The organism is Mycobacterium sp. OAE908, assembly GCF_017872775.1.
Classification (GTDB): Bacteria; Actinomycetota; Actinomycetes; order Mycobacteriales; family Mycobacteriaceae; genus Mycobacterium.
Map to the genome: position 1 here is coordinate 205,541 of NZ_JAGGJL010000003.1, position 22,856 is coordinate 228,396.

Here is a 22,856-nt window from a genome sequence, read left to right on the forward strand (position 1 = left end):
GTCGTCGTCCTCTCCATGATTTCCAACCTGATGTACGCGGCCGTTGCGACGGCTATCGGCAACCCAGTTCGACTGAGCCCAAGCGGTCCACCGACGCCACCACCACGTCGCCCGGCGCCACTGGAACAGCCGCGGTGAGCCCGCCGGAGAGCACGACGTCGCCGGCGCGCAAGCCGCCGCCCGCTGCAGCGAGCTGCCGGACCAACCACGCGGTGGCGGCAGCGGGGTGCCCGAGCGACGCCGCGCCCGAGGCGGTCGCGGCGACCTTGCCGTTTTTCTCCAGAACGACCCCGACCAGTCGCAGGTCGATTCCAGTCGGAGGGACTGGCGCACCGACCACGAATCTGGCTGCCGAAGTGTTGTCGGCGACGACGTCGGCCATGGTGAAGTCGTAGCCTGCGTACCGGGAATCGAGCACTTCGATGCCGACAGCCACCCCAGCACTCGCTGCGAGCACGTCGACGGCGCTGACGTGCTCACCTGCCAGGTCACGACCCAGAACGAAGACGATCTCGGGCTCGCAACGCGGCTGGATGTGTCGGGAGGTGTCCAGCGGCTCACCCACATCAAGCATCGCCGTAGCCGCGAGGAACCCGTAGACAGGGGAGTCCACACCTACCTGAGCCTGTTTGGCCCGCGAGGTCACACCGAGCTTCCAGCCGACGATCGGCCCTGCCCCGCAACGCAATTCGTCTTGAACCCGGTAGGCGGTCGCGAGGTCCAGTTCAGGATGGTCATCGGTGAGGCGTGTAATCGACGTGCGGTCTGCGGCCGCCTTGGTCAGCCGAGCTGCCAACTCACGGACGTTGGTCTGTGTGGTCATTCCGACACCGCCAAGGTGACCGGCCCCAGCCGGTCGAACTCGGCCCGGAAAACGTCGCCGGGGGCCATCGGGACCGCCGCGTGAAGTGCGCCGGTCATCACCAGGTGTCCGGCCTCGAGGGCGATTCCGTTCGCCCCCAGCACGTTTGCGAGCCATGCAACCACTGCCACGGGATCGCCGAGCGCCGCGGCGCCCGCCCCGGTATCGATCAACTCACCATTGCGGGTCAGCGACATGCCGATCAGTCTGGCCTCGGTGTCGCGCAACGCGACGATCCTGCTCGACACCGCGGCCGCCCCGTTCGAGGCCAGGTCGGCTACGGTGTCGGCGAGCTGGACTCGCCAATCGGCGATCCGCGAGTCGACGATCTCGATGCCTGCCACCGCGCCGGCGATCGCGGCCCTGGCCTGAGTGAGGGTGACGCCGGGGCCGGCCAGCCGCTCGCCGAGGACAAACACGATCTCACCTTCGACCCTGGGGGCGATGAGCCGGCTGAGCGACACTGTGTCGCCGTCGCGGTACAGCGTGGACGCCATGACCGGGCCGTAGTCGGGCGAGCTGACGCCGATCATGCGCTGCATTGGCTCCGACGTCAGGCCAACTTTATAGCCGACGATGGAATCCCCTTCTGCGATAAGGAGATCGACGAGTTCCTTTTGTACGGCGTATCCGTCGCTCATGCGGAGGTCCGGTTCGGCGTCGGTGAACGGCGCTATCGCTGTTCGGGTCTGGCGAGCGTCGTAGAGCGCTTGAGCCTTGGCGCGCGCATCTGTCGGGTCCACAATCTATTCTCCTAGTTGAGGTCGCGGTTATCGTCGCGCAGGATTCTGGCTAAGTCAGGGCACGCGTTTCCCTCAGCGGAACGAGACGCATCGCCGCAGTCCCGAAGGCACCCCTGCTCGCCGCCGAGCCGATGAATCCTGCCGCACGGATCGCACCGAATATGCAGCGGTGCAATGATGTTCAACACATCATCGGCTACTCGGGCGGTACAGCGCAGTAACACCGTGCGTATTCTCAACTGGTGCTGCACGTCCAGTCGAAAACGGGAGCAGTCAAAGTGCGGTCGCCGACGAGGACGCGTCTATACACCTCGGCGGCCTGCTCCGGTGCGAAGGTCTCGTCTGATCCATCTGGCACGTGGACTGATCCACGGTGCACCAGATCGAGGAAGGTGGCGATGTCGGCAGCGGAGCGCTCCGTGCGTGCGTTGACGAAGGCGCCTACCAGGGTCAGGCCCTTGAGGAAGACCTCACCGTAGGGGATGGTCAGGTCGACGTTCATGCCCGTGGATAGAACGACGGTGCCTAGTGGCGCAGTCGCGTGGATGGCGGTTGCAAGGCCGTTGGGCGAGCCCGAGAGATCCACTGCGTATTGCGATCCGCCAATAGAGGCCATGATCTCGGCGAACTCGGGGCTTGCCGGGGCCACTGCACACGTGGCGCCGGCGGAAAGCGCTCTACTTCGACGGTTCTCGTCGAGTTCGACTGCAATGATGGGATGGGCGCCATAGCTTGCGGCGATCTGCGTCGCCAGCGTCCCGATCGGCCCCTGGCCGACGATGGTGATCGAGTCTCCCAGACGAACGCCCGACAGCCACAAGGTATGTGCGGCACTGCGTCCCAGGTTGAAATAGACCGCCTGCCGCAATGAGACGCCGTCGGGAATCTCGAACGTGAGGTCCTCTGCGACCAGCGTGTGGGATGCGTGAGCACCAAAGAGCGGAGAGCCCACAACTCGATCTCCGGGTCGAAACCGGGTCACGCCTGCACCCACCGAGTTCACCGTGCCGGCCAGGCTGTAACCGGGCACGAACGGGAACGTTGTACCCAGCACAACGTGGGACTGGTCGCTGCCCAGCCATTCCCTTTCGGTTCCCGGGCTGACCACAGAGTATGCGACGTCGATGAGCACCTGTGCGGGGCCGGGTTCAGGTATTTCAGTGGTTTCAACGCTGACGATCCCCGCATCTGTCCAGACGATGGAACGCGAAGCCATCCGATTACCGTGCGGTGGGGACGAGGGCACGGTCTTTCCAGCCGTCGAGCAGCTTGGCCTGGTTGTCGAGTGCCGGTGTGCCGTAGACGAAGTAGGTCTCTGCCGGTAGGGCGGCGCCGCCAATGGCTAGGCCGGTGTCGAAGTCGGCAAGGTCCCACGTGACCGTCTCGTAGTCGGGCTCAAATTGCAGAATGCCGGAATTGCCGAAGAGCTCGATGCGATTCCCGCCGGGTTCGAAGACATAAAGGAAGGCACCTTGGGTGATGCCATGTACGTCGGGTCCGGCCTCGATCTGGATGCCGTACTCGCGGCAGAGCTCGGCGGCATCGGTGTTGTGTTGCGGGACGCCGTACCAGAATGCGAGGTGGTGCAGCCTGCCCTTGGCTCCGGTCTGATCGCGCATGATCGCCATTTCGTGGCCGAGCACGTTGACACTCATCCAGGCGCCGATTTCGGTGCCGCCGCTGGCTCCGTCGATGACGCGTTCGCGAGTTTCGAACCCCAGCGTCTGCTCGAACAGTTCCTTCTGGGCCGTCACGTCGGAGGCCATCAGATTGATGTGATCGAGACGTCGAGGCGGCAATCCCTGCAGTGGGCGCTTGGATTTACGGGTAAGTATGCGGCTGCGCAGATCGTCTGGGGCGGTGTACTTCTCGATGTCCCACACCAGCTCCATCGGGTGCCCGTCGGGGCTCTGGAACGCGAATGTGCGACCCACTCCGAGGTCGCCTTTCGTCCAGCCGTGACCGAGCCCAGCCGCGTCGAGGGCAGCCGCGCGCCGTTCAAGGGCTTCAGATGAGGTGGCACGCCATCCGACGACGCCAAGACCGGGCTGGTCGCGTTCGGTGAGCTTGAGGCTGTGGTGGTAGGGATCTTCGTAGCAGCGCAGATAGACCGAGCCGCGATCGCGGCCTGTCTCGCGCATGCCGAGAAGCTGGGTGAAGAACCACAAACTGCCGTCAAGGTCGGGGGTGTAGAGCTCGGCATGTGCCATGTGAGCCAACTCGAAGCGCGGGTTTGCGGTCATCGGAGAGCCTTTCGGTGGTGTTGGTGGGTGGAGATGGTGGGTTTGAGGGGCGGATTGTGCCTGGTGTCCGTGCAGGCGTGTCAGCGGAACAATCCGATGAATTCGGTGCCTTCGGGCAGACCGTCACGAGCGATGTCGCGCGCGATGAGGTCTTGGCTGTCGAAGCCGAGGCTTTCGAGCACAGACGTCGTCTCTGATCCCGGCCGACCGGCCGGTCGAGTCGCACGCGCGGGTGTGCGGCTGAGGCGCGCGGATGGGCCCGCCATTCGGATCCGGCCCTCACCGGGGTGTTCGCGGTCGATGACCAAGCCTCGAGCCAGTGCCACCGGATCATCCATCAGGTCGGACTGGTCGACCAGAACATGCGCCCCCACTCCCGCAGCGACGAGCCGATCGACCCACTGTCTAGCGGGAGCCGATCTGAACAGCTTGGCGAGCTGGTCTTCGTCGAGTCCTGCAAGGTCCGGGACGGCGTCCAAACCGTTTGGCGCACATAGGTAGAACCAATCATCGGAGCCGGCGTAGAGCCGGTCCCAAGGACCCCATCCCTTCGCCTGCGGCCCCGCGGGCTCATCCCACACCCGGCCGGGGAAGGCGACCATGAACGGAATCTGCAGAAACGTTGCGCTGTGGGTCAAAGAGGACTGGACATGCTGCGCCTCACCGCCGCGCATCCGGTGATACAGCGCCAGGAGCGCACCGAACGCGGCCAGATTGGCTGACCCATAGTCGTTGAGGGGGTAGGGCGACATGACGGGTTCACCGTCGCCGCCCACTCGGAGCTGGATTCCCGTCGGACCCTGCCCCAGCTGTTCGCGCCCCCGCCAACCTCCGCGATAGCCCTCGTGTCCGAAAGCGCTGATCGAAACGTACACGACACCGGGGTTGTATTCGCGTACTGCCGCCTCGCCGATACCCATGCGATCGGCGACTCCGCGCGTGAAGTTTTGCACGATGACATCGACGTCGTTGCTCAGCTTACGGAAGACCTCCATCCCCTCGGAGGTCTTGAGATCCAACATGATTGACCTCTTGCCGCTGTTGGTATACAGGTGCATCGCCAGCTGGCGATCCACGAGGCTGTGGACCTTGACGACTTCAGCGCCGTACTCGGCAAGGATGCGTGCGACCGTCGGACCGGCGAGCACTTGGGCAACGTCCAACACGTGGAAGCCGGCGAGCGCCTGCTTCGGATCGTCGACGGCGACGGATGGCAGCGGTGAGGATTCGTCCTGTGGGGTCGTGAGTTCGGCGAGGATCGCCTCCCGGTCGGCATCTAGGGGCCTTCGGGGGAACGAGACCTGCCACGGCGTCCTCGACATCCTGATCGGGAATCCCGCCTGCGCGGTGGGCCCATACTCGTAATCGTCTAAATCGATCACCGCGCCCGAATCACGGGCGTGGGTGTCGATGGTCAGCCACTCCTCGACAGACTGACACAGCGCGGCCGAGGCGCCGCTCTCCTCATTGATTGCGATCTCCCACTCCCGCGCGGGGCGGCTGGCCAAAAGGCGGGCATAGCGTTCCCTCGCTCGGACCTGCAGGTCGGGATCGGTGAGCATGCGATCGGCGTCACCCATGCCGTCATCGATGTACTCCTGCGGCAAGAACGCGTCAGCGAACCAGCGAAGATGCTTGTCCTGGAATAGGCACAGCTCAAGCCATTTGCCGTCTGCGCAGCGATAGTGACCCAACTGGGGATGTTGGAGCCCGACCTTCGGAGCTGTCGGCGCAGGCCTGGGCCGCTCGGTCTTCATCACGTTGGCCCCGATGAGTTCGAACGTCGCGTCGAAAAGCGGCACCTCGACGCGCTGTCCACGACCGGTCCGCTCTCGCACGATCAGCGCCGCCACGATGGAATGCGCGGCGACGAATGCCCCGTAGGACGACGCCAACGGCAGGGCGTCGAAAATCGGCTCGCCGCTTCGGTCGCCGACGTAGTTCATCGGGATGCAGCCCGGGAACAGGTAGAGACCCGCCGCCGCCTCCACCACGCCTTCCCAGCCTGGAAGCCCCGCGCGGGGATCATCGGCAGAAAAGCCGGGCATGGAGCAGTAGATCAATCTCGAGTGCGCGGAGATCATCGCTTCCGGGCCCAGGCCGAGTCGATCCATGACGCCAGGGCGAAAGCTTTCAAGCACGATGTCAGCGCGCGCGACGAGCTGCTGTGCGGTGGTCCGATCCGCACTTGATTTCAGGTCTAAGACAATGCTGCGCTTGCCGCGTTGCAACATCGCGTTAGCGGGATGAACCCACCGTGGCCCACTGGGCGGGTCGACCCGGATGACGTCGGCGCCTGCGTCGGCGAACCACGCCGCCACCAGCGGTGCGGCAAGCCATTGGCCGAAGTCCACTACGCGCAGACCCTCAAGTGGGCGGCCTAGGTCAGGTCGATTCGGTGGTTGTCGGGTGGCAGAAGACATCGTCGCTGCGACCTCCTTGTCCGCAGGTTCGCCACGCCAGGGGTGGCCTGTTCTGAGGACCATGACACAGAATTTGACCGCGAGTCAAGACAAAGTTGACTGGCGGTCAAATCGTTGCCGCTATGCCTGCGGGTACGCATGGGAGGGCGCGATGAAGGCGTCTACCGCACCCGTTTCGCTGACAGAAACGCCGCACTAGGGGGCCTGCCGTTTGGCGGCGACACTCGTGCGGTGAACAGAGACAGGGTCTCGTTGGCGTTCGTTGCCGGCAAGGTGGGACGCCTACCCGTCGGGAAGCGAAATCGCTACATCGCTGGCCTGATTGCGGCGTCGCCGGCTCAGGCGGTCCTACTTGCTGTGGACGCGCTGATCCGATTCGGATCCACGGTTCCGCGCGCGAAAACTCCGCCGCAAATGTGACTGACGACGCAGAAAACTGCGCAGGACATACCGAGACCACGAGGGGTGAAACGCCATGCGACGTAGCGTGTGCAGCCAGTTGAGATCTCCCGCTGGCACAGTTGGTGTCGGCGCGATCGCACCGGTTTTCAATCTCGTGACATCGCCTGCTGCCACCGGTGGGGCGCAGTATCAATGGCCGACAGCGGCAATTGGTGCGGTTTCGTGATCTCACGGATTGAGGAGTCCGGGCGCGGCCAACAGATGTGGTCGAACGCCGTCGTACTGAAGCCGCTCCGTACGGTCGGGCAGTTCATCGCGTTCGCGTTGGAAACCTTGGTCACTCTTTTCACGACTCGGCTCGCCGTGATCGAGCTGCTGCAGCAGATCTGGTTCGTAGCGCGGGTGTCCATGTTCCCCGCGCTCATGGTGTCGATTCCATTCGTTGTCTTGAATGTCTTCACTTTCAACGTTCTACTTATCGAGTTCGGTGCGGCTGACTTCTCGGGTACGGGTGCCGCGCTCGGCGCAGTGAATCAGATCGGACCCATAGTCACCGTCCTTGTGGTGGCCGGCGCCGGAGCGACGGCGATGTGCGCCGATCTCGGAGCGCGCACGATCCGTGAGGAACTGGATGCGTTGCGAGTCATGGGAATCGATCCGATCCAAGCGCTTGTCGTTCCCCGCGTACTGGCCGCGACGGTCGTGGCTCTGCTGCTGTCATCGCTCGTCACGGTGGCCGGCCTCATCGGCGGATTCTTCTTCGCTGTCTTTTTCCAACACGTGACCCCGGGCGCCTTCGTGACTGGATTGACGTTCATCACGGGGCTGACGGACGTGGTCGTCTCGATGGTCAAGGCCACCGTCTTTGGTCTGGTCGCCGGGCTCGTTGCTTGTTTTCAGGGGATCAATGTCGACGGTGGCCCAGCTGGCGTCGGTAACGCAGTGAACGAAACTGTCGTGTTCTCCTTCATCGTGCTCTTCATCATCAACGTCGTGATCACGGCGGTCGGATTCGAGGTCGCCAAATGAGCGTGAACGTTCTTGCGGGCCAGCGGTTTCCGCGCGTGGTGCGCGCAGCGCGGACAACCGTGGCGGCGTGGCGGCAGATCGGTGATCAAACCCGGTTCTACGGCACTGCGCTACGAGGTCTCCGAGACGTAGCTATCCACTACAAAGGGGAGTTGCTGCGCCAGGTCGCGGCGATCAGTCTGGGTACCGGATCTCTGGCCGTCATTGGTGGCACGGTCGCTGTGGTTGCCTTCCTGACCATATCGACCGGTGGGTCGTTGGCTAGCCAGGGTTACAACCAGCTATCTCAAGTCGGGACCGAGGCGTTGGCCGGATTCGTCTCTGCGTTCGTGAACACCCGCTTGGTAGCGCCCGTGACAGCGGCGGTCGCTTTCGCAGCCACTATTGGGGCGGGCGCGACCGCCCAGTTGGGCGCAATGCGGATCAATGAGGAGATCGACGCTCTGGAAGTCATGGGCATCCGGTCGGTGGCCTATTTGGTCTCCACGCGCGTCGCCGCCGGCTTGATCGTCGTAGTTCCCTTGTACTGCGTGGCTCTCATCATGGGCTACCTCTCGGGACAAGTCATCACCACCGCGTTCTACGGCCAATCCGGAGGCGTGTATCAGCACTACTTCAACACGTTCCTGATCCCCGCCGATCTGATCCGCTCCTTCATCGTGACCGCCGTCGAGGTCGTGGTCATCATGCTCGTCCACACCTACTACGGATACAACGCATCCGGCGGACCGGCCGGGGTCGGCGAAGCGGTGGGACGTGCCACCCGCGCGTCACTCGTGGCGGCGACCATCGTGATCCTGTTCGTGACACTGGCGATCTTCGGTCAAACCGGCAACTTCAATTACGCGGGATGAGCGAGATGTCCGCATCCAATTCGAAGCCGAGAATCTCGTCGGGCTGGTTAGCGCTGTTGGTGGTTGTGGCGTTGATCGGTGTCATGGCGGTTGCCATTGGTGCGTTCAACGGAAGCTTTACCCGCGGTGTGCCGGTGACCCTGACGTCCAAACGCAGCGGATTGGTGATGGAGCCGTATTCGAAGGTCAAGATGCGCGGCGTGCAGGTCGGCCACGTCGTCACCGTCAACGGCGGTCTTGACCAGATCAGTCTTCGACTTGAGATCGACCCTGACCAAATCAAATACATTCCAGCCAATGTCGAGGCCCGGATCAGCGCCACGTCGCTCTTCGGCGCTAAGTTCGTCGAACTCATCTATCCCAAGAATCCCTCCACCCAACCGTTGGCCAACGGGGCGGTACTGAGGTCCGAGAACGTCACCGTCGAGGCGAACACGGTGTTTGAGAACCTCGTTGAACTTCTCAAGCAAATCGACGTGTCGAAGCTGAACGCCGTGCTGTCGGCGATCGCCGACGGAGTAAACGGGCGCGGAGAGCGGCTGGGGGAGGCGATCTCCGACGCCAATGAGGTGCTGCTGGCGCTCAACTCGCGCTCCGACACGATCCGCGATGACTGGCGAGCGCTCAAGGAGGTGAGCGATGTCTACAGCGCGGCCGCTGATGACATTCTGAAAACCCTTGACGCGGCGGCTACCTCCGGCAAGACGGTCACCGACAAAGCGCCGCAACTGGATTCGTTGTTGCTCAATGTTGCCGGGTTTTCCCGTAGCGGCGTGAGGCTTCTGGGGCCGACGAAGGACAACCTTGTGGCGACGATCAATGCGTTGCAGTCCACGACGAGCCTGCTGATGAAATACAACCCGGCGCTCACATGCACCCTCGTCGGCGCGAAGAAGGTCGTCGACGACGGATACGCCTTGGGTGGCAACGGTAAGTCGTTCATCATGGACGCGGGCTTGCTGTTGGGTGATGACCCCTACCGGTACCCCGACAACCTGCCGGTCAACAACGCCAAGGGCGGTGCCGGCGGCAAGCCGAGTTGCGGCTCACTACCTGACGTGGCCGACAACTGGCCCGTGCGAGCGCTGGTCACTGACACGGGCTTCGGGACCGGGTTGGACCTACGACCGAATCCAGGAATCGGTTTCCCGGGCATCGCCAACTACTTCCCGGTCACGAAGGCCATCCCCGAACCACCGAGAATCCGCTACCCAGGCCCGCCCGCGCCCGGACCCGTTCCCTACCCCGGTGCACCGCCCTACGGCGCACCTCAGTACGGACCGGACGGCAGCCCGCTATACCCCGGCGTCCCGCCGGCGCCACCTCCCACTCCATGACCTTCGCTCACGCTGCGCTCGAGCTCGCCCTAATCAGTCCGAAGGAGTACTACGTTGCACCACAAGCTATCCGGGCTGCTGCTGAGAATCGGGGCCTTTTTAGCGGTGAGTCTGTTCGGAGCCTTCGTGCTCGTTGCAGTATTTGCACAGCTCCGCTTTCAAGACGAACGTTTCTACAACGCGGTCTTCACCTCGGTCAGCGGGCTGGGTAATGGCGACTTCGTTCGCATCGCCGGCGTCGAGGTCGGCAAGGTAAAGAAAATCGTTGTGCGAGGCGATGGTTCAGTCTCCGTCACGTTCGGAACCGACGACTCGGTCGTCCTCACCGAGGGCACCAGGGCGGTCATCCGTTACGACAACCTCATCGGTGGTCGCTACATGGCGATCGAAGAAGGCACCGGAGGCGTAAAGAAACTTCCGGTCGGTGGCACCATTCCGGTCGAAAGAACGGCTCCTGCACTCGATCTCGACGCGCTCATCGGCGGATTCCGGCCACTGTTCCGCGCGCTGCAACCCGATCAGGTCAATGCCTTGACAAGTCAACTGGTCGCGGCTTTCCAAGGCCAAGGCGCAACCATCGGGTCAGTCCTCACTCAGACTGCCGCACTTACCAACACACTGGCGGACCGAGACGAACTCATCGGCCAGGTGATCGTCAACCTCAACACCGTGCTCGGGTCATTCGGTCACCGCGCTGACCAATTCGGCACGGCAATCGATTCGTTGTCGGACCTGGTGCACGGCCTGGAAGCCCGCAAACAGGACCTGAGCAACGGCGTGGCCTACGCCAATGCAGCAGCCGGCTCCATCGCCGATCTGCTCACCCAGGCCCGGCCGCCGCTGCAGACCACGATCAACGAAGCCGACCGCACTTCCTCGGCGATACTCGGCGAGAAAGACTACTTCGACAACTTGCTCAACACGCTTCCCGACGCCTACCGGATGCTCAATCGTCAAGCCCTCTACGGCGACTTCTTCAGTTTTTACCTCTGCGACCTCCTTTTGAAGGTGAACGGAAAGGGCGGACAACCGGTGTACATCAAGGTGGCCGGCCAGGACTCGGGGAGGTGCACTCCACGATGAAGCCGCTCAGTGACCGCAAACTCGTGATGATCGGTGTCGTCGGTATCGCAGTGATCGGATTGCTCAGTGCCGGTGCCCTGAATTTCAACAAGCTGCCGCTGATCAATTCCGGCACAACGTATTCGGCGTATTTCGCCGAGCTCGGCGGCCTCACGTCGGGGGCGCCGGTGCAGGTGTCGGGCTTCAAATCCGGACAAGTCACCGACATCCAACTACGGCCCGAGGGTGTCCTGGTCACGTTCAGAATATCGGGAGATATCCGCCTCGGGGAGAACAGCGAGGCCGCCATCAAGACCATCAGCCTGCTCGGCAACAAGGTCGTCGACGTGACCCCACGCGGCGCAGGGCAACTACACGAACCCATTCCGCTCACGCGCACCGTATCGCCGTACCAACTGCCCGATGCCGTCGGTGATCTCACCACCACGATCAGCGGCCTGGACACCAAGGGCCTGTCAGCCTCCTTATCCACGCTGAGCGACACCCTGCGCGATACGCCCCCACAGCTCAAACTCGCCGTGGACGGGATAGCGCGCTTCTCCCAGACGATCAATCAACGCGACGACCAACTCCGCGGTCTACTCGAGAACGCCCGCACAGCCACCACCGTGCTGGCCGACCGCACCGACACCATCGTCCGATTGATTCACGACACCAACGCTCTGCTAACCCAACTCCGCAGCCAGAGCGCAGCCCTCGATGAGATATCGGGAAACATTTCCGCACTCGCGCAACAGATCCGCGGATTCATCGGTGACAACCGCACGACGTTGAAACCGGCGCTCGACAAATTGAACGAGGTCCTCACGATCGTCGACAACCGACGCGACCAACTCAAGCAATCCATCACCGGATTCCGCAATTACGTAATGGGGCTGGGCGAAGCGGTGTCCTCGGGCCCCTTCTTCAAGGCCTATCTCGCCAATCTGCTGCCCGGCCAGTTTCTGCAGCCGTTCATCGACGCGGCCTTCTCCGACCTCGGTCTGGACCCCAACACCTTGTCGCCTTCCCAGCGCACCGACCCACAGGTAGGACAACCCGGCACCCCGCCATTGCCGGTGCCCTTCCCTCGTACCGGTCAAGCTGGCGATCCGCGAATGACGCTGCCCGATGCCATCACCGGAAATCCGGCCGACCAGCAATGCGGCCCACCCGGCATTCCCCTGCCAGGACCGGGCTGCTACCCCTACCGCGAGCCGCAACCGGCACCGGCGCCGGGCGGTCCACCGCCTGGACCTCCTGCCGAGCTGCCCCCGGGGCCGCCTGAGACAGCCCTGCCGACGCCCAGCCCGGTATTCGTTCCTGCTCCCGGCGAGCCGGTACCCCACAGCACGGATGGAAATCGATGAGACCACAGCGATATGCCCGTATCGGCCTCGCGGCGATCCTGGTGGTGATACTGGCCGCGGCGAGCTACGTATTGATCGGCACAGTCCACCAAATCGGCCGCACCCACATTGTCGCCTACTTCGCCAACAGCAACGGAGTTTTCGTGGGCGACGATGTACGCATCAGGGGCGTCAACGTCGGCACCATAGACAAGATTCAGCCCGAACCCGACCGCGTCAAAATCTCGTTCTGGATCGACGACTCCATCAAAGTCCCAGCCGACGTCAAGGCGGTGATCCTGTCGCCCACGCTGGTGACGGCCAGGGCCATCCAACTGACGCCCCCATACCGCAGCGGTCCCGCGCTGAAGGACAACGCGGTCATCGACGAGAACCGAACCGCTGTCCCGATGGAATGGGACGATTTCCGCGGCCAGCTGCAACGCCTCTCGGACACGCTCAAACCCACAGAGCCCGGCGGCGTGAGTACTCTCGGCGAGTTCGTCAGCACAACCGCCAACAACCTGCGCGGCCAAGGTCCGGCCATCCACGACGCGATCATCAAACTGTCCCAAACGGTTTCGGCGCTCGGCGACCACAGCGCCGACACCTTCACCAGTGTCAAGAACCTCGCGACCCTCGTCACCGCCCTGCAGGACAGCACTGATCTGATCCGACAGCTGAACCAGAATCTCGCCTCAGTCAGCGGCCTGCTCGCCGACGATCCAGACGAGGTCGGCAATGCCGTCAACGACCTCAACGACGTCGTAGCCGATGTCAGCGCATTCGTAAACGAGAATCGCGACGCGCTCGGAACCACCACCGACAAACTCGCGTCAGTATCGACCGCACTCAACGAGAAGCTCGGCGACCTCAAACAGCTGCTGCACGCCGGCCCCACGGTGCTCTCAAATGCCGTCAACGTCTATCAACCGGCCCAAGGCACCCTCAGCGGGGCGTTGGCCATGAACAACTTCAGCAACCCAATCACGTTTCTATGCGGCGCCATTGAGGCGGCGTCGCGCCAAGGCGCCGAACAGTCGTCGAAGCTGTGCGTGCAATACCTTGCGCCCATCATCAAGAACCGGCAGTACAACTTTCTCCCGTTCGGACTCAACCCCTTCGTCGGAGCCAGCGCACGGCCCAACGAAATCACCTACAGCGAGGATCGTTTGCGCCCGGACTTCATACCGCCGCAGACCCCTGCACCGACAGCGGCACCCGCTGACAGCTCGTCGCAAACACCCATGGGCGCAGGACCTGTACTACCGGCAGAAGCCGAACCCGCGCCGGGCGACCCGCCGACCACCCAGAGCACTGACCCAGCCACCGGGTTGCCCGGACTCATGCTGCCGCCCGGAGGTGGATCGTGAACGTACGTTGCTGGCGGACAGCACGCCGAACCGTGGCCACGGTCGGGCTGATCCTCGTGCTGACATCAGGCTGCGGGTGGCGGGGGATGAACTCGCTGCCGTTACCGGGCACACAAGGCGACGAAAGAGGTTCATTCACCATCCAGGCTCAAATGCCCGACGTCAACAACATTCAACAGAACTCGCGCGTCCGCGTCGGCGACGTCAACGTCGGTACCGTCACGAAGATCGAGCGTCAAGACTGGCACGCACTGCTGACGATCAAACTCAACGGCGACGTCGAGCTTCCCGAAAATTCGACGATCTCGATCGGGCAGACCAGTTTGCTGGGCTCGCTGCACATAGAACTGTCACCGCCCAAGGACGCGGCGCCACACGGCAGGCTACACAACGGCTCGTTGATTCCACTGTCCGCCGGCGGTGCCTACCCGTCCACCGAGCAAACGCTGGCATCGGCGTCGCTACTGCTCAACGGTGGTGGCCTCGGGCGCGTCGAGGACATCACCCGGGCATTGACCACCGCCTTCGGGGGCCGCGAAAACGATGTGCGCAGCCTGCTGACACAGCTCGACGTGTTCACCAGCAGAGTCAACGAACAGACCGACGACATCATCGCAGCCACCGACAGCCTCAACCGCCTGACAGGCAAGTTCGCAGCTCAAAAGCCGATCGTCGACAAGGCGCTCGACACCATCCCCGCCGCGCTGAAAGTGGTCAACGAACAACGCGACAATCTGATCGAGGCCGTCGACCAACTCGGGAAATTCAGTGCCCTGGCAGCGGATTCGGTAGACCAGACAAAAGGGAATCTCGTCCAGGAACTGCGGGATCTAGGACCGGTACTGCAGTCTTTGGCCAATGCTGGTCCGGCCTTGACTCACTCGTTGAGTGTCTTGACAACCTTCCCGCTGGTCAAGGACACACTGTCGAACTACTTCCGCGGTGACTACGCCAACATCACTGTCATCGCGGACTTGACGTTGAGTCGTATCGACATGAGCCTGCTCACCGGCACCCGCTTCGAAGGAAAACTAACCGAGGCCGAATTGCGCTGGGGTCGAACCATCGGACAGCTCCCCAGCCCGTACACGTCGAGCAACCCGCTGCTTGCGCCCTACCGGACCGATCAAGGACCCTAGACATGCATCTGACCAAACGGGTCCAACGCCAACTCGCGTTCTTCGCGGCGATCACACTCATCGCCGGCGGCGTAATGGCTTTCAAGTTCATCGGGCTTCCCGCACTGCTGTTCGGCGCCGGACGATACGAGGTGACGGTAAACCTGCCTGCCGCGGCGGGGCTGTACGCCAGCGGCAATGTCACATACCGCGGAACCGAGGTGGGCAGAATCGCAACAGTTCGCCTCAGTCCGACCGGAGTGGACGCCGTACTCTCCTTGGACTCCGACGTCAAAATTCCGGCCGACCTGCAAGCTCAGGTGCATAGCACGAATGCGATCGGTGAGCAGTTCATCGAATTAGTGCCTCAAAGCGGGGCAGGCCCGATGCTGAAGAACGGTGATGTGATCCCCGTCGATCGCACTACCGTGCCTGCCGACATCAACTCACTGCTCGACACCACCAACGCAGGCCTGCAAGCGATCCCACACGGCGAACTCAAAACCGCGATCGACGAGGCGTACACCGCGGTCGGCGGGCTCGGTCCCGAACTCTCCCGAATCGTCAAGGGGACTTCGGATCTGGCGATAGATGCACGTACGAATCTCGACGCTTTGACGACGGTGGTCGACCAATCGAAGCCGCTCCTCGACACACAGACCGACACGGCCGACTCGATCCAGGCTTGGGCCTCCCACCTAGCCACGGTCACCGGATCTCTCGCACGTAACGACAACGCCGTCCGAGGCCTCCTCGACAATGGGCCGGCGGCCGCCGATGCCGCCCGCCAGCTTCTCGATCGACTCCAACCCAGCCTGCCAATCGTGCTGGCCAACTTGACCAGCCTCACCAACGTCGCGGTCGTGTACCGAAACAACCTCGAGCAGCTACTTGTGCTCGTCACCCCGGCGATGGAAATGCTGCAAGGGTCCGGTTTGGCCAACCGCGACGCACCGCCCGCCTACCGCGGTACATACCTGTCCTTCAATCTCAATGTGAATCTGCCGCCGCCGTGTACGACGGGATACCTTCCGGCCCAACAGATGCGGTCGATGAGCGAGGTTGACTACCCGGAGCGGCCCGCAGGCGACCGTTACTGCCGAATCCCGCAGGACTCGATGTTCAATGTGCGCGGCGTGCGGAACCTTCCATGTGAGACCCGTCCGGGCAAGCGAGCACCGACCGTCGAGATGTGCGAGAGCGACGAGCAGTACGTCCCGCTGAACGACGGATTCAATTGGAAGGGCGATCCGAACGCCACGTTATCGGGGCAGCCGGTACCGCCCACGCTCCCCGGCATCCCACCGATACCGGCGGGGCCGGCGGAACCGCCACCGGCGCCGATAGCCGTTGCTCAGTACGACCCGGCCACCGGCACTTACACCGGCCCAGACGGACGCCAGTACACGCAAGCAAATCTCGCCGGAACAGCCAAATCACCCGGCACATGGCAAGACCTCCTCGTACCGCCGAAAGGACACTGACCACTGATGGCCGTCATTCGAAACGCGCCAGGGAACACGCTGGCCGCGCCAACCGGGCCACATGACCTTCCGGCAGATCAGCCGCGCGCCGGCGACGCCGCCGAGAGCATCCCGGCAGCCGACGATGACGCCCCCGATGTCGAGCCGAGCGATGAAGCGAGGAACACGACCGCCTCCGCCTCTGAAGACCGGCCGACATTTCGGAGCAGCTGGACCGTACGTAAACAGCTCATCGCGGCGGGCGTGGCAATCGTGATCGCGCTGTCCTGTCTGGTCGGGTGGCTGGGGTACCAGGCAACCGAATCGCGGCGGGCGGCCGCACAGACGGCCCAATTCATCGAGGTCGCCCGACAAGGAGCGCTCAACCTCACCACAATCGACTGGCAGCACGCCGATGCCGACGTCGAGCGCATCCTGGCGTCAGCATCAGGAACGTTCTACGACGACTTCGCGCGCCGATCGCAGCCCTTCATCGAAGTCGTCAAGCAAACCAAATCCAAGTCGGTCGGAACAATTTCTGAGGCCGGCCTCGAGTCCACATCCGGTGACCAAGCGCAGATTCTCGTCGCAGTGAACGTCAAGACGACGCTTCAAGGGTCGCCTGAGGCGGCGCCCCGCTCGTGGCGGATGCGGATCACGGTGAAGAAACAAGGAGATGAGATGAAAGTCTCGAACGTGGAGTTCGTTCCATGACCGGCCACGACTCCGACCCGACCGGAGTTGTCGACCCGGCGGCGGATGTCGATCCCGGCGAAGTGTCGACTGACGGGCCGCAAAGCACGAACGCCGCAGCGCTCGACGAGGTTAATCAGCCGCGGCGCCGTCTATCGCGACTGGCCGGCTATGCAGCGCTATCGATATTGAGCCTGGCCCTGACCGGTGCAGCCGGATACTTCAAATATCAGCACGCCGTCGCGGCAGAGACTGAACGAGTTCGCGCGCAATCAGTGCAGATAGCAACCGAAGCCACGATTGACTTGCTTTCCTACACCCCCGACACTGCCGAAACGAAGCTAAACGCCGCAAGTGACCGTCTCACCGGCTCCTTTCGCGACTCCTATCTCTCACTCGTCCACGACGTCGTGATACCCGGAGCCAAACAGAAGCGAATCTCCGCCAACGCCACCGTGCCCGCCGGCTCGTCGGTGTCGGCATCGGCCGACAAGGCGAAGGTCATGGTCTTCGTGAACCAGACGGTGACGGTCGGCAACGACGGCCCCACCGATACCGCCTCGGTCGTCGAAATAAGCCTCGAAAAGGTCGACGGGCATTGGCTTATCTCGGGATTCGAGCCGCGATGACCCATCAACGAACCCACTCACGGTGCGGCCGTGCGGCAATGCTGCTGTCGCTAATGCTGGCGGGCAGTCAAGCTGCCATACCCACCGCTGCGGCCGATAACAACCGATTGAACAACAGTGTCGCAACGAACATCTACACGATTCACCGGCAACAACACTGTGCCGATGACGTCACAGTCAACCCGACACTGCGTCTCGCTGCCGAGTGGCACACCAACGACGTACTCAACAACCGGACACTCGACGGCGACCTGGGATCAGACGGCTCCACCGCGCAGGATCGCGCAGCCGCGGCGGGATACGCCGGTGCGGTCGCCGAGACGGTCGCCATCAATCCCGCCCTGGCCATCAGTGGAATCGAATTGTTGAACCAGTGGTATTCGAACCCGGCCTATCTCACGATCATGCGCGACTGCTCCTACCACCAGGTGGGGGTCTGGTCGGCGAACAGTCTCGACCGCACCGTTGTCGTCGCAGTGTACGGGCGCCCCCGGTGAACGGACCGGGCGCGACAGCAGATGAGATGCGCCCACGACTCGATCAGTTCGAACGCGACGTCATGACGCACATGCGGCTCTGGACGCCACACGGCGTGCGCTACGACGAGGACATCTTCCCGGCATTTGGCATGCGCGTGAACGAGTTCCACCGACGGTTCGCACAGATCATCTGTTCATGGGACGCCTCAATCTCCATCGAAGGCAGAGGTCGGGATGTAGGTAACGAGGCTCGACGTCACCCAGAGCACTACGGGGAGGAACCGTGAGCACAATGCGGATCGGGCTCCTGCGGGCGGTGCTCGTCGTAGTGTCGATGGCATCTCTGTCGTTCGCAATCGGTGAGTCGAGAGCCTCCACCGCGGAACGACTGATGGTTCCGTCGGCCGCGATGGGTCGCGATATCCCGGTCGACTTCCTCACCGGGGGACCGCATGCGGTGTTCCTGCTGGATGCGTTCAATGCTGGAGACCAGGTCAGCAACTGGGTAACGCAGGGCGACGCAATGAACACCCTTGCGGGCAGGGGCATCTCAGTTGTCGCACCTGCTGGCGGCGCATACAGCATGTACACCGACTGGGAGCAGGACAGCAGTAAGCAATGGGAAACATTCCTCGCACACGAACTGCCCGACTGGCTTGCAGCGCATAAGGGACTCGCGGCGGACGGCAACGCCGTTGTCGGAACCGCGCAGGGCGGATACGCAGCACTCGCGCTCACAGCATTTCACCCCGACCGCTTCCGCTACGCGGGATCGATGTCGGGCTTCCTGAGCCCATCGCAGACCGCTCTCAATGGAGCAATCACTGCAGGGATGCAACGATACGGCGGCGTCGATACGCAGGCGATGTGGGGCGCCGCGCAACTGGGGCGGTGGAAGTGGCACGACCCAAACTTCCACGCCGGCCTGCTTGTCAACAACAAGACACGCCTCTGGATCTTCAGTCCCGGAACATCGACGGCCTCTGACCCTGCGGCGATGATCGGCTACGCCGACCAAGCGCAAGGAAGTAATCGAACGTTCTACGCGCACTACCGATCGGTCGGTGGCACAAACGGACACTTCGACTTTCCGGCCATAGGCGAACACGGATGGTCAACCTGGGCACCCCAACTCAAGGCGATGGCGAATGACCTTGTCGCTTCGATTCGGTAGTTATGAATACAGGCACTGACCGAGCGGCGGCCACGCACGAAAGACCCAAGTGCCGCAGTCTTGGATGCGATCGGAGGTCACCGTTGAACTGTTTCGGGTGCTGGCAGATCTGGCACGTTCAGTCGGCGGGAACGCGCCTTGGAATCATCGGTGCGGCAGCGGTTCTGATATTGGCGCTGGCGATGGTGCCGGAATCGGCCACCGCGAATGCTGTACCTGCACCGGAAGTCGAGTACACCTACAACGTGATCGTGCGGCGGCACTTCGACTTTCCCAACAATGACGCCCTCGCCTACGGTTTCGAACTGTGCGACAAGGCGACTCGAGGGGTCCCGTACGCCGATCTGATGGCCGACACCAAGCGCGACGTCACGCCCAGCGATGAGCAATCAGCCAACTACGTCGTCTCGTACGCGATTGGCATCCTGTGTCCCGCCCAGATCTGGCAGCTGCGAAACACGGCTGCAGGCTATCGTCCCCCTCCATGACCGCCGAAAAGTCCTCATACGCCGCAGATTTCGTCGGCGATCATCTGTTGCCCGTCGGCGCTGACCCAGTCGGAGCCTCTCCGAGGCCCGTTGAATTAAGGAACGCTTAGACCACATGTTCGGTAACCCGTCGTTCGATTTTTACAAACTCTCCGAGGAACACGACGAACTGCGCGCGGTGCTGCGCGATCTCTGCCACAAAGAGATCGCACCCTACTCAGCCGACGTCGATGAGAAGGCGCGCTACACCGATGAGGCGCTGGCGGCGCTGAACTCGTCGGGTTTCTCGGCGATCCACATCCCCGAGGAATACGGAGGACAGGGCGGCGACTCGATCACCGCCTGCATCGTCATCGAAGAGGTGGCACGGGTGTGCGCCTCGTCGTCGCTGATCCCGATCTGTAACAAGCTCGGCACGATGGGCCTGCTGATGAACGGCTCCGAGGAGCTCAAGAAGCAGGTGCTGCCGTCCATCGGTGCGGGGGAGGCCACCGCGTCGTACGCGTTGAGTGAGCGCGAGGCGGGCAGTGACGCGGCGTCGATGCGGACCCGTGCGAAGGCCGACGGTGAGGACTGGGTGCTCAACGGATCGAAGTGCTGGATCTCCAACGGCGGTCACTCGCAGTGGTACACGGTCATGGCGGTGACCGATCCCGACAAGGGAGCCACCGGTATCTCGGCGTTCGTGGTGCACAAGGACGATCCCGGCTTCACGGTGGGACCGAAAGAGCGCAAGCTCGGCATCAAGGGTTCGCCGACCACCGATCTGTACTTCGAGGACTGCCGGATTCCGGGTGATCGCATCATCGGCGACCCGGGTACCGGGTTCAAGACCGCGCTCGCGACGCTGGATCACACCCGGCCCACGATCGGTGCACAGGCCGTCGGCATCGCGCAGGGCGCGCTCGAGGCGTCGATCGCTTACACCAAGGAGCGCAAGCAGTTCGGCAAGTCGATCAGCGACTTCCAGAACACCCAGTTCATGCTCGCCGACATGGCGATGAAGATCGAAGCCGCGCGGCTCATGGTGTACTCCGCCGCGGCGCGCGCCGAACGCGGTGAGCCCAACTTGGGCTTCATCTCGTCGGCGTCGAAGTGCTTCGCCTCCGATATGGCCATGGAAGTCACCACCAACGCCGTCCAGCTGTTCGGCGGCTACGGCTACACCGCGGACTTCCCGGTCGAGCGATTCATGCGCGACGCCAAGATCACCCAAATCTACGAGGGCACCAACCAGATCCAGCGCATCGTCATGTCACGCGCGTTGATGCGCTGACATCTGAGCCCGATTCATTGTCGTGCAGATCAGCAGTCGTCATATCCGAAAGCACTTCACAGAGGAAGAGCCCTCACAAAAAAACTGAACGAACAGATCGTCACAAATAGATCGCATGGTGCATGCCCTCGTGACCATGCCACGCACAGAAAGTAAGAGAAACCGCCCCATGACTGAAGTGAACCGTCGATCCCTTGCCGGCCGTACCCTCATCATCTCCGGTGGCAGCCGGGGAATCGGCGAGGCGATTGCAGTTCGCGCCGCGAGAGACGGCGCCAACATAGCGTTGATCGCGAAGACCGCCAGCCCGCACCCCAAACTTCCCGGCACGATCTACTCCGCCGCAAAAGCCATCGAGGCAGAGGGCGGGAACGCCCTTCCGATCGTCGGAGACGTGCGCGACGATCAAGCGGTGGAAGCGGCCGTGGCCGCCACGGTCGAGCAGTTCGGCGGCATCGACATCGTCGTCAACAACGCGAGTGCGCTCGACATCACTCACACCGAGCAGATCGACATGAAGAAGTACGACCTCATGCAGGACATCAACGCGCGCGGAGCGTTCCTACTCTCGAAAGTAGCCATTCCCCACCTGCGCAAGTCCTCGAACGCACATATTCTCACCTTATCGCCGCCAATCACATTGGAAAATAAGCATTTCGAGCGCATTGGAACGGCGTATACAATCTCGAAATTCGCGATGACGCTAGTCACGATCGGTCTTGCAGCAGAGTTGAGTCGCGACGCTATCGCAGTCAACTCGCTCTGGCCTCGTACCACCATTGACACTGCCGCCGTCCGCAACATTCTCGGCAAGGAACTGGTGGCCAGAAGTCGCAGCGCGACCATCATGAGCGATGCTGCACACCTCATCTTGACGTCGACCTTCCATGACGGAACCGGTCGCTGTCACATCGACGACGAGGTACTCAGCTCTGCTGGACTGTCCGACTTCGCGGCATATCAGAACGGACTGAATGACAGCGAACTAGAGCTCGATTTTTGGATGGAAGCAGCGGCGCGATGAGCAGCAGGCCCTCGGCAGGGCCGGGGGTTACAAGCTGATAGGAATCACGTTGTGGCACAGTGCAATCGGTGTAGGTATGTACCGATAGCTGACAGTGTCAGACTCAAGCGACAGCGGTATCCGTACTGCGTCCTGGACAAGACGAACATCCTCATGGATAAGCGCAACCGCGCCAGCGTCACAATGACAATACCGATGGTTCAATCCCTCTCGACGCCGCCGCCCGTCAACCCAAAAACGATAAGTGCTATACCGAAGTCGGCGGCCCGACGTCGATGACGTATATCCCGTCGCGGGTGTTTTCATAGACGGCGCCAGTCACCGGATCGATGACGACCGCGCCAGCCGGAGAGCCGGGGAGACCTAATGGTGGTCGACCCAGCGGGGGTGATCACGACGACATCGGTGCCGCCGGCGTCGCCATACATTGATAAGTAAGCCGTGCCGGTAGCCGGGTCGACGATGACTGGAAAAGCCGGGTAGCCATTCAGGTTGGTGGTGCTCGTCCCGCTGGGCGTGATCGTCGTGAGCTGATAGGTGTATGCCAAGGTGACGGGATCTTGACTGTACCTGGACACATGAAGGCTGCCGGTGACGGTGTTGGGCCTGCGGTAGGACCCCATGTCAGGAACTATCTTGCTGGCCAGTCTGGAGCCATTGCACCGCCCTTCTTCAGCAAGAACAAGGGAAAACCCTGTATCGCCCAACCCGTGGCAAATATAGCGTCGGCGTCAAAACCGCATCTAAGCGGCGGTCGACACGGGGGGTTTTCGATGACAATTTCACACGCAAGAAATGCTCGGCATCGCGCCTCGCGCCACGCCGGGGGCGCCCG

At 62.6% G+C, this 22,856-nt stretch carries 22 protein-coding genes; 16 read left to right on the forward strand and 6 right to left on the reverse strand.

Features of this window, described 5'->3' with window-relative positions; translation table 11 throughout:
• Nucleotides 1-52: 52 nt before the first annotated feature.
• The 5 genes from J3E61_RS33340 to J3E61_RS33360 all read right to left on the reverse strand — a co-directional run bounded on the left by J3E61_RS33340 (nt 53) and on the right by J3E61_RS33360 (nt 6,202).
• The gene (locus tag J3E61_RS33340) at nt 53-823 is read right to left on the reverse strand and encodes a fumarylacetoacetate hydrolase family protein (protein ID WP_210086911.1); all 771 of its coding nucleotides are present in this window, start codon (nt 821-823) and stop codon (nt 53-55) included.
• A complete protein-coding gene (locus J3E61_RS33345) occupies nt 820-1,503 on the reverse strand; it encodes a fumarylacetoacetate hydrolase family protein (protein ID WP_210086997.1) in 684 nt (227 codons plus the stop codon). Before J3E61_RS33345 ends, J3E61_RS33340 begins: the two co-directional genes overlap by 4 nt.
• A gap of 337 nt (nt 1,504-1,840) precedes the next feature.
• The gene (locus J3E61_RS33350) at nt 1,841-2,821 is read right to left on the reverse strand and encodes a zinc-binding dehydrogenase (protein WP_210086912.1); all 981 of its coding nucleotides are present in this window, start codon (nt 2,819-2,821) and stop codon (nt 1,841-1,843) included.
• A 4-nt stretch (nt 2,822-2,825) separates the two neighbouring features.
• Complete coding sequence (locus J3E61_RS33355) at nt 2,826-3,848, reverse strand: VOC family protein (protein WP_210086913.1); 1,023 nt, start codon at nt 3,846-3,848, stop codon at nt 2,826-2,828.
• A gap of 80 nt (nt 3,849-3,928) precedes the next feature.
• Nucleotides 3,929-6,202: a CoA transferase gene (locus J3E61_RS33360; protein ID WP_210086914.1), complete on the reverse strand. Its 2,274-nt coding sequence runs from the start codon at nt 6,200-6,202 to the stop codon at nt 3,929-3,931.
• 732 nt (nt 6,203-6,934) lie between these two features.
• On the opposite strand from J3E61_RS33360, the gene J3E61_RS33365 reads away from it, so the two are divergent.
• From J3E61_RS33365 to J3E61_RS33440, 16 genes are all read left to right on the forward strand, one after another.
• Entirely contained in the window at nt 6,935-7,702 is a 768-nt protein-coding gene (locus J3E61_RS33365; protein ID WP_210086998.1) for an ABC transporter permease, read from the forward strand.
• Nucleotides 7,699-8,556 carry an ABC transporter permease gene (locus J3E61_RS33370; protein WP_210086915.1) on the forward strand — a complete coding sequence of 286 codons (858 nt, stop codon included), beginning with the start codon at nt 7,699-7,701 and terminating at the stop codon, nt 8,554-8,556. Before J3E61_RS33365 ends, J3E61_RS33370 begins: the two co-directional genes overlap by 4 nt.
• A gap of 5 nt (nt 8,557-8,561) precedes the next feature.
• Nucleotides 8,562-9,893, forward strand: a complete 1,332-nt coding sequence (locus J3E61_RS33375; protein WP_210086999.1) for an MCE family protein — start codon at nt 8,562-8,564, stop codon at nt 9,891-9,893.
• A 54-nt stretch (nt 9,894-9,947) separates the two neighbouring features.
• A complete protein-coding gene (locus J3E61_RS33380; protein ID WP_210086916.1) occupies nt 9,948-10,976 on the forward strand; it encodes an MCE family protein in 1,029 nt (342 codons plus the stop codon).
• Nucleotides 10,973-12,325, forward strand: a complete 1,353-nt coding sequence (locus J3E61_RS33385; protein ID WP_210086917.1) for an MCE family protein — start codon at nt 10,973-10,975, stop codon at nt 12,323-12,325. The genes J3E61_RS33380 and J3E61_RS33385 overlap by 4 nt, the downstream gene beginning before the upstream one ends.
• Entirely contained in the window at nt 12,322-13,677 is a 1,356-nt protein-coding gene (locus tag J3E61_RS33390) for an MCE family protein (protein ID WP_210086918.1), read from the forward strand. The genes J3E61_RS33385 and J3E61_RS33390 overlap by 4 nt, the downstream gene beginning before the upstream one ends.
• 86 nt (nt 13,678-13,763) lie before the next feature.
• On the forward strand, nt 13,764-14,816 hold the full coding sequence (locus tag J3E61_RS33395; protein WP_210087000.1) for an MCE family protein: 1,053 nt from the start codon (nt 13,764-13,766) through the stop codon (nt 14,814-14,816).
• Nucleotides 14,817-14,818: 2 nt separating this feature from the next.
• A complete protein-coding gene (locus J3E61_RS33400) occupies nt 14,819-16,279 on the forward strand; it encodes an MCE family protein (protein ID WP_192726003.1) in 1,461 nt (486 codons plus the stop codon).
• A 108-nt stretch (nt 16,280-16,387) separates the two neighbouring features.
• Entirely contained in the window at nt 16,388-16,972 is a 585-nt protein-coding gene (locus J3E61_RS33405) for a mammalian cell entry protein (RefSeq protein ID WP_210087001.1), read from the forward strand.
• Between the two features lie 140 nt (nt 16,973-17,112).
• Nucleotides 17,113-17,580 carry a hypothetical protein gene (locus J3E61_RS33410; protein WP_210087002.1) on the forward strand — a complete coding sequence of 156 codons (468 nt, stop codon included), beginning with the start codon at nt 17,113-17,115 and terminating at the stop codon, nt 17,578-17,580.
• A 53-nt stretch (nt 17,581-17,633) separates the two neighbouring features.
• A complete protein-coding gene (locus J3E61_RS33415) occupies nt 17,634-18,077 on the forward strand; it encodes a CAP domain-containing protein (RefSeq protein ID WP_210087003.1) in 444 nt (147 codons plus the stop codon).
• Between the two features lie 26 nt (nt 18,078-18,103).
• Nucleotides 18,104-18,346, forward strand: a complete 243-nt coding sequence (locus tag J3E61_RS33420) for a hypothetical protein (protein WP_210086919.1) — start codon at nt 18,104-18,106, stop codon at nt 18,344-18,346.
• Between the two features lie 5 nt (nt 18,347-18,351).
• Entirely contained in the window at nt 18,352-19,233 is an 882-nt protein-coding gene (locus tag J3E61_RS33425) for an esterase family protein (protein WP_210087004.1), read from the forward strand.
• 2 nt (nt 19,234-19,235) lie between these two features.
• Nucleotides 19,236-19,721, forward strand: a complete 486-nt coding sequence (locus J3E61_RS33430; protein ID WP_210086920.1) for a DUF732 domain-containing protein — start codon at nt 19,236-19,238, stop codon at nt 19,719-19,721.
• 115 nt (nt 19,722-19,836) lie between these two features.
• Nucleotides 19,837-20,997, forward strand: a complete 1,161-nt coding sequence (locus J3E61_RS33435; RefSeq protein ID WP_192726000.1) for an acyl-CoA dehydrogenase family protein — start codon at nt 19,837-19,839, stop codon at nt 20,995-20,997.
• A gap of 169 nt (nt 20,998-21,166) precedes the next feature.
• Entirely contained in the window at nt 21,167-22,021 is an 855-nt protein-coding gene (locus tag J3E61_RS33440) for an SDR family oxidoreductase (RefSeq protein WP_210086921.1), read from the forward strand.
• Nucleotides 22,022-22,323: 302 nt separating this feature from the next.
• Here the strand turns inward: J3E61_RS33440 and J3E61_RS33445 are convergent, their stop codons facing one another.
• Nucleotides 22,324-22,644 carry a hypothetical protein gene (locus tag J3E61_RS33445; protein ID WP_210086922.1) on the reverse strand — a complete coding sequence of 107 codons (321 nt, stop codon included), beginning with the start codon at nt 22,642-22,644 and terminating at the stop codon, nt 22,324-22,326.
• Nucleotides 22,645-22,856 lie beyond the last annotated feature (212 nt).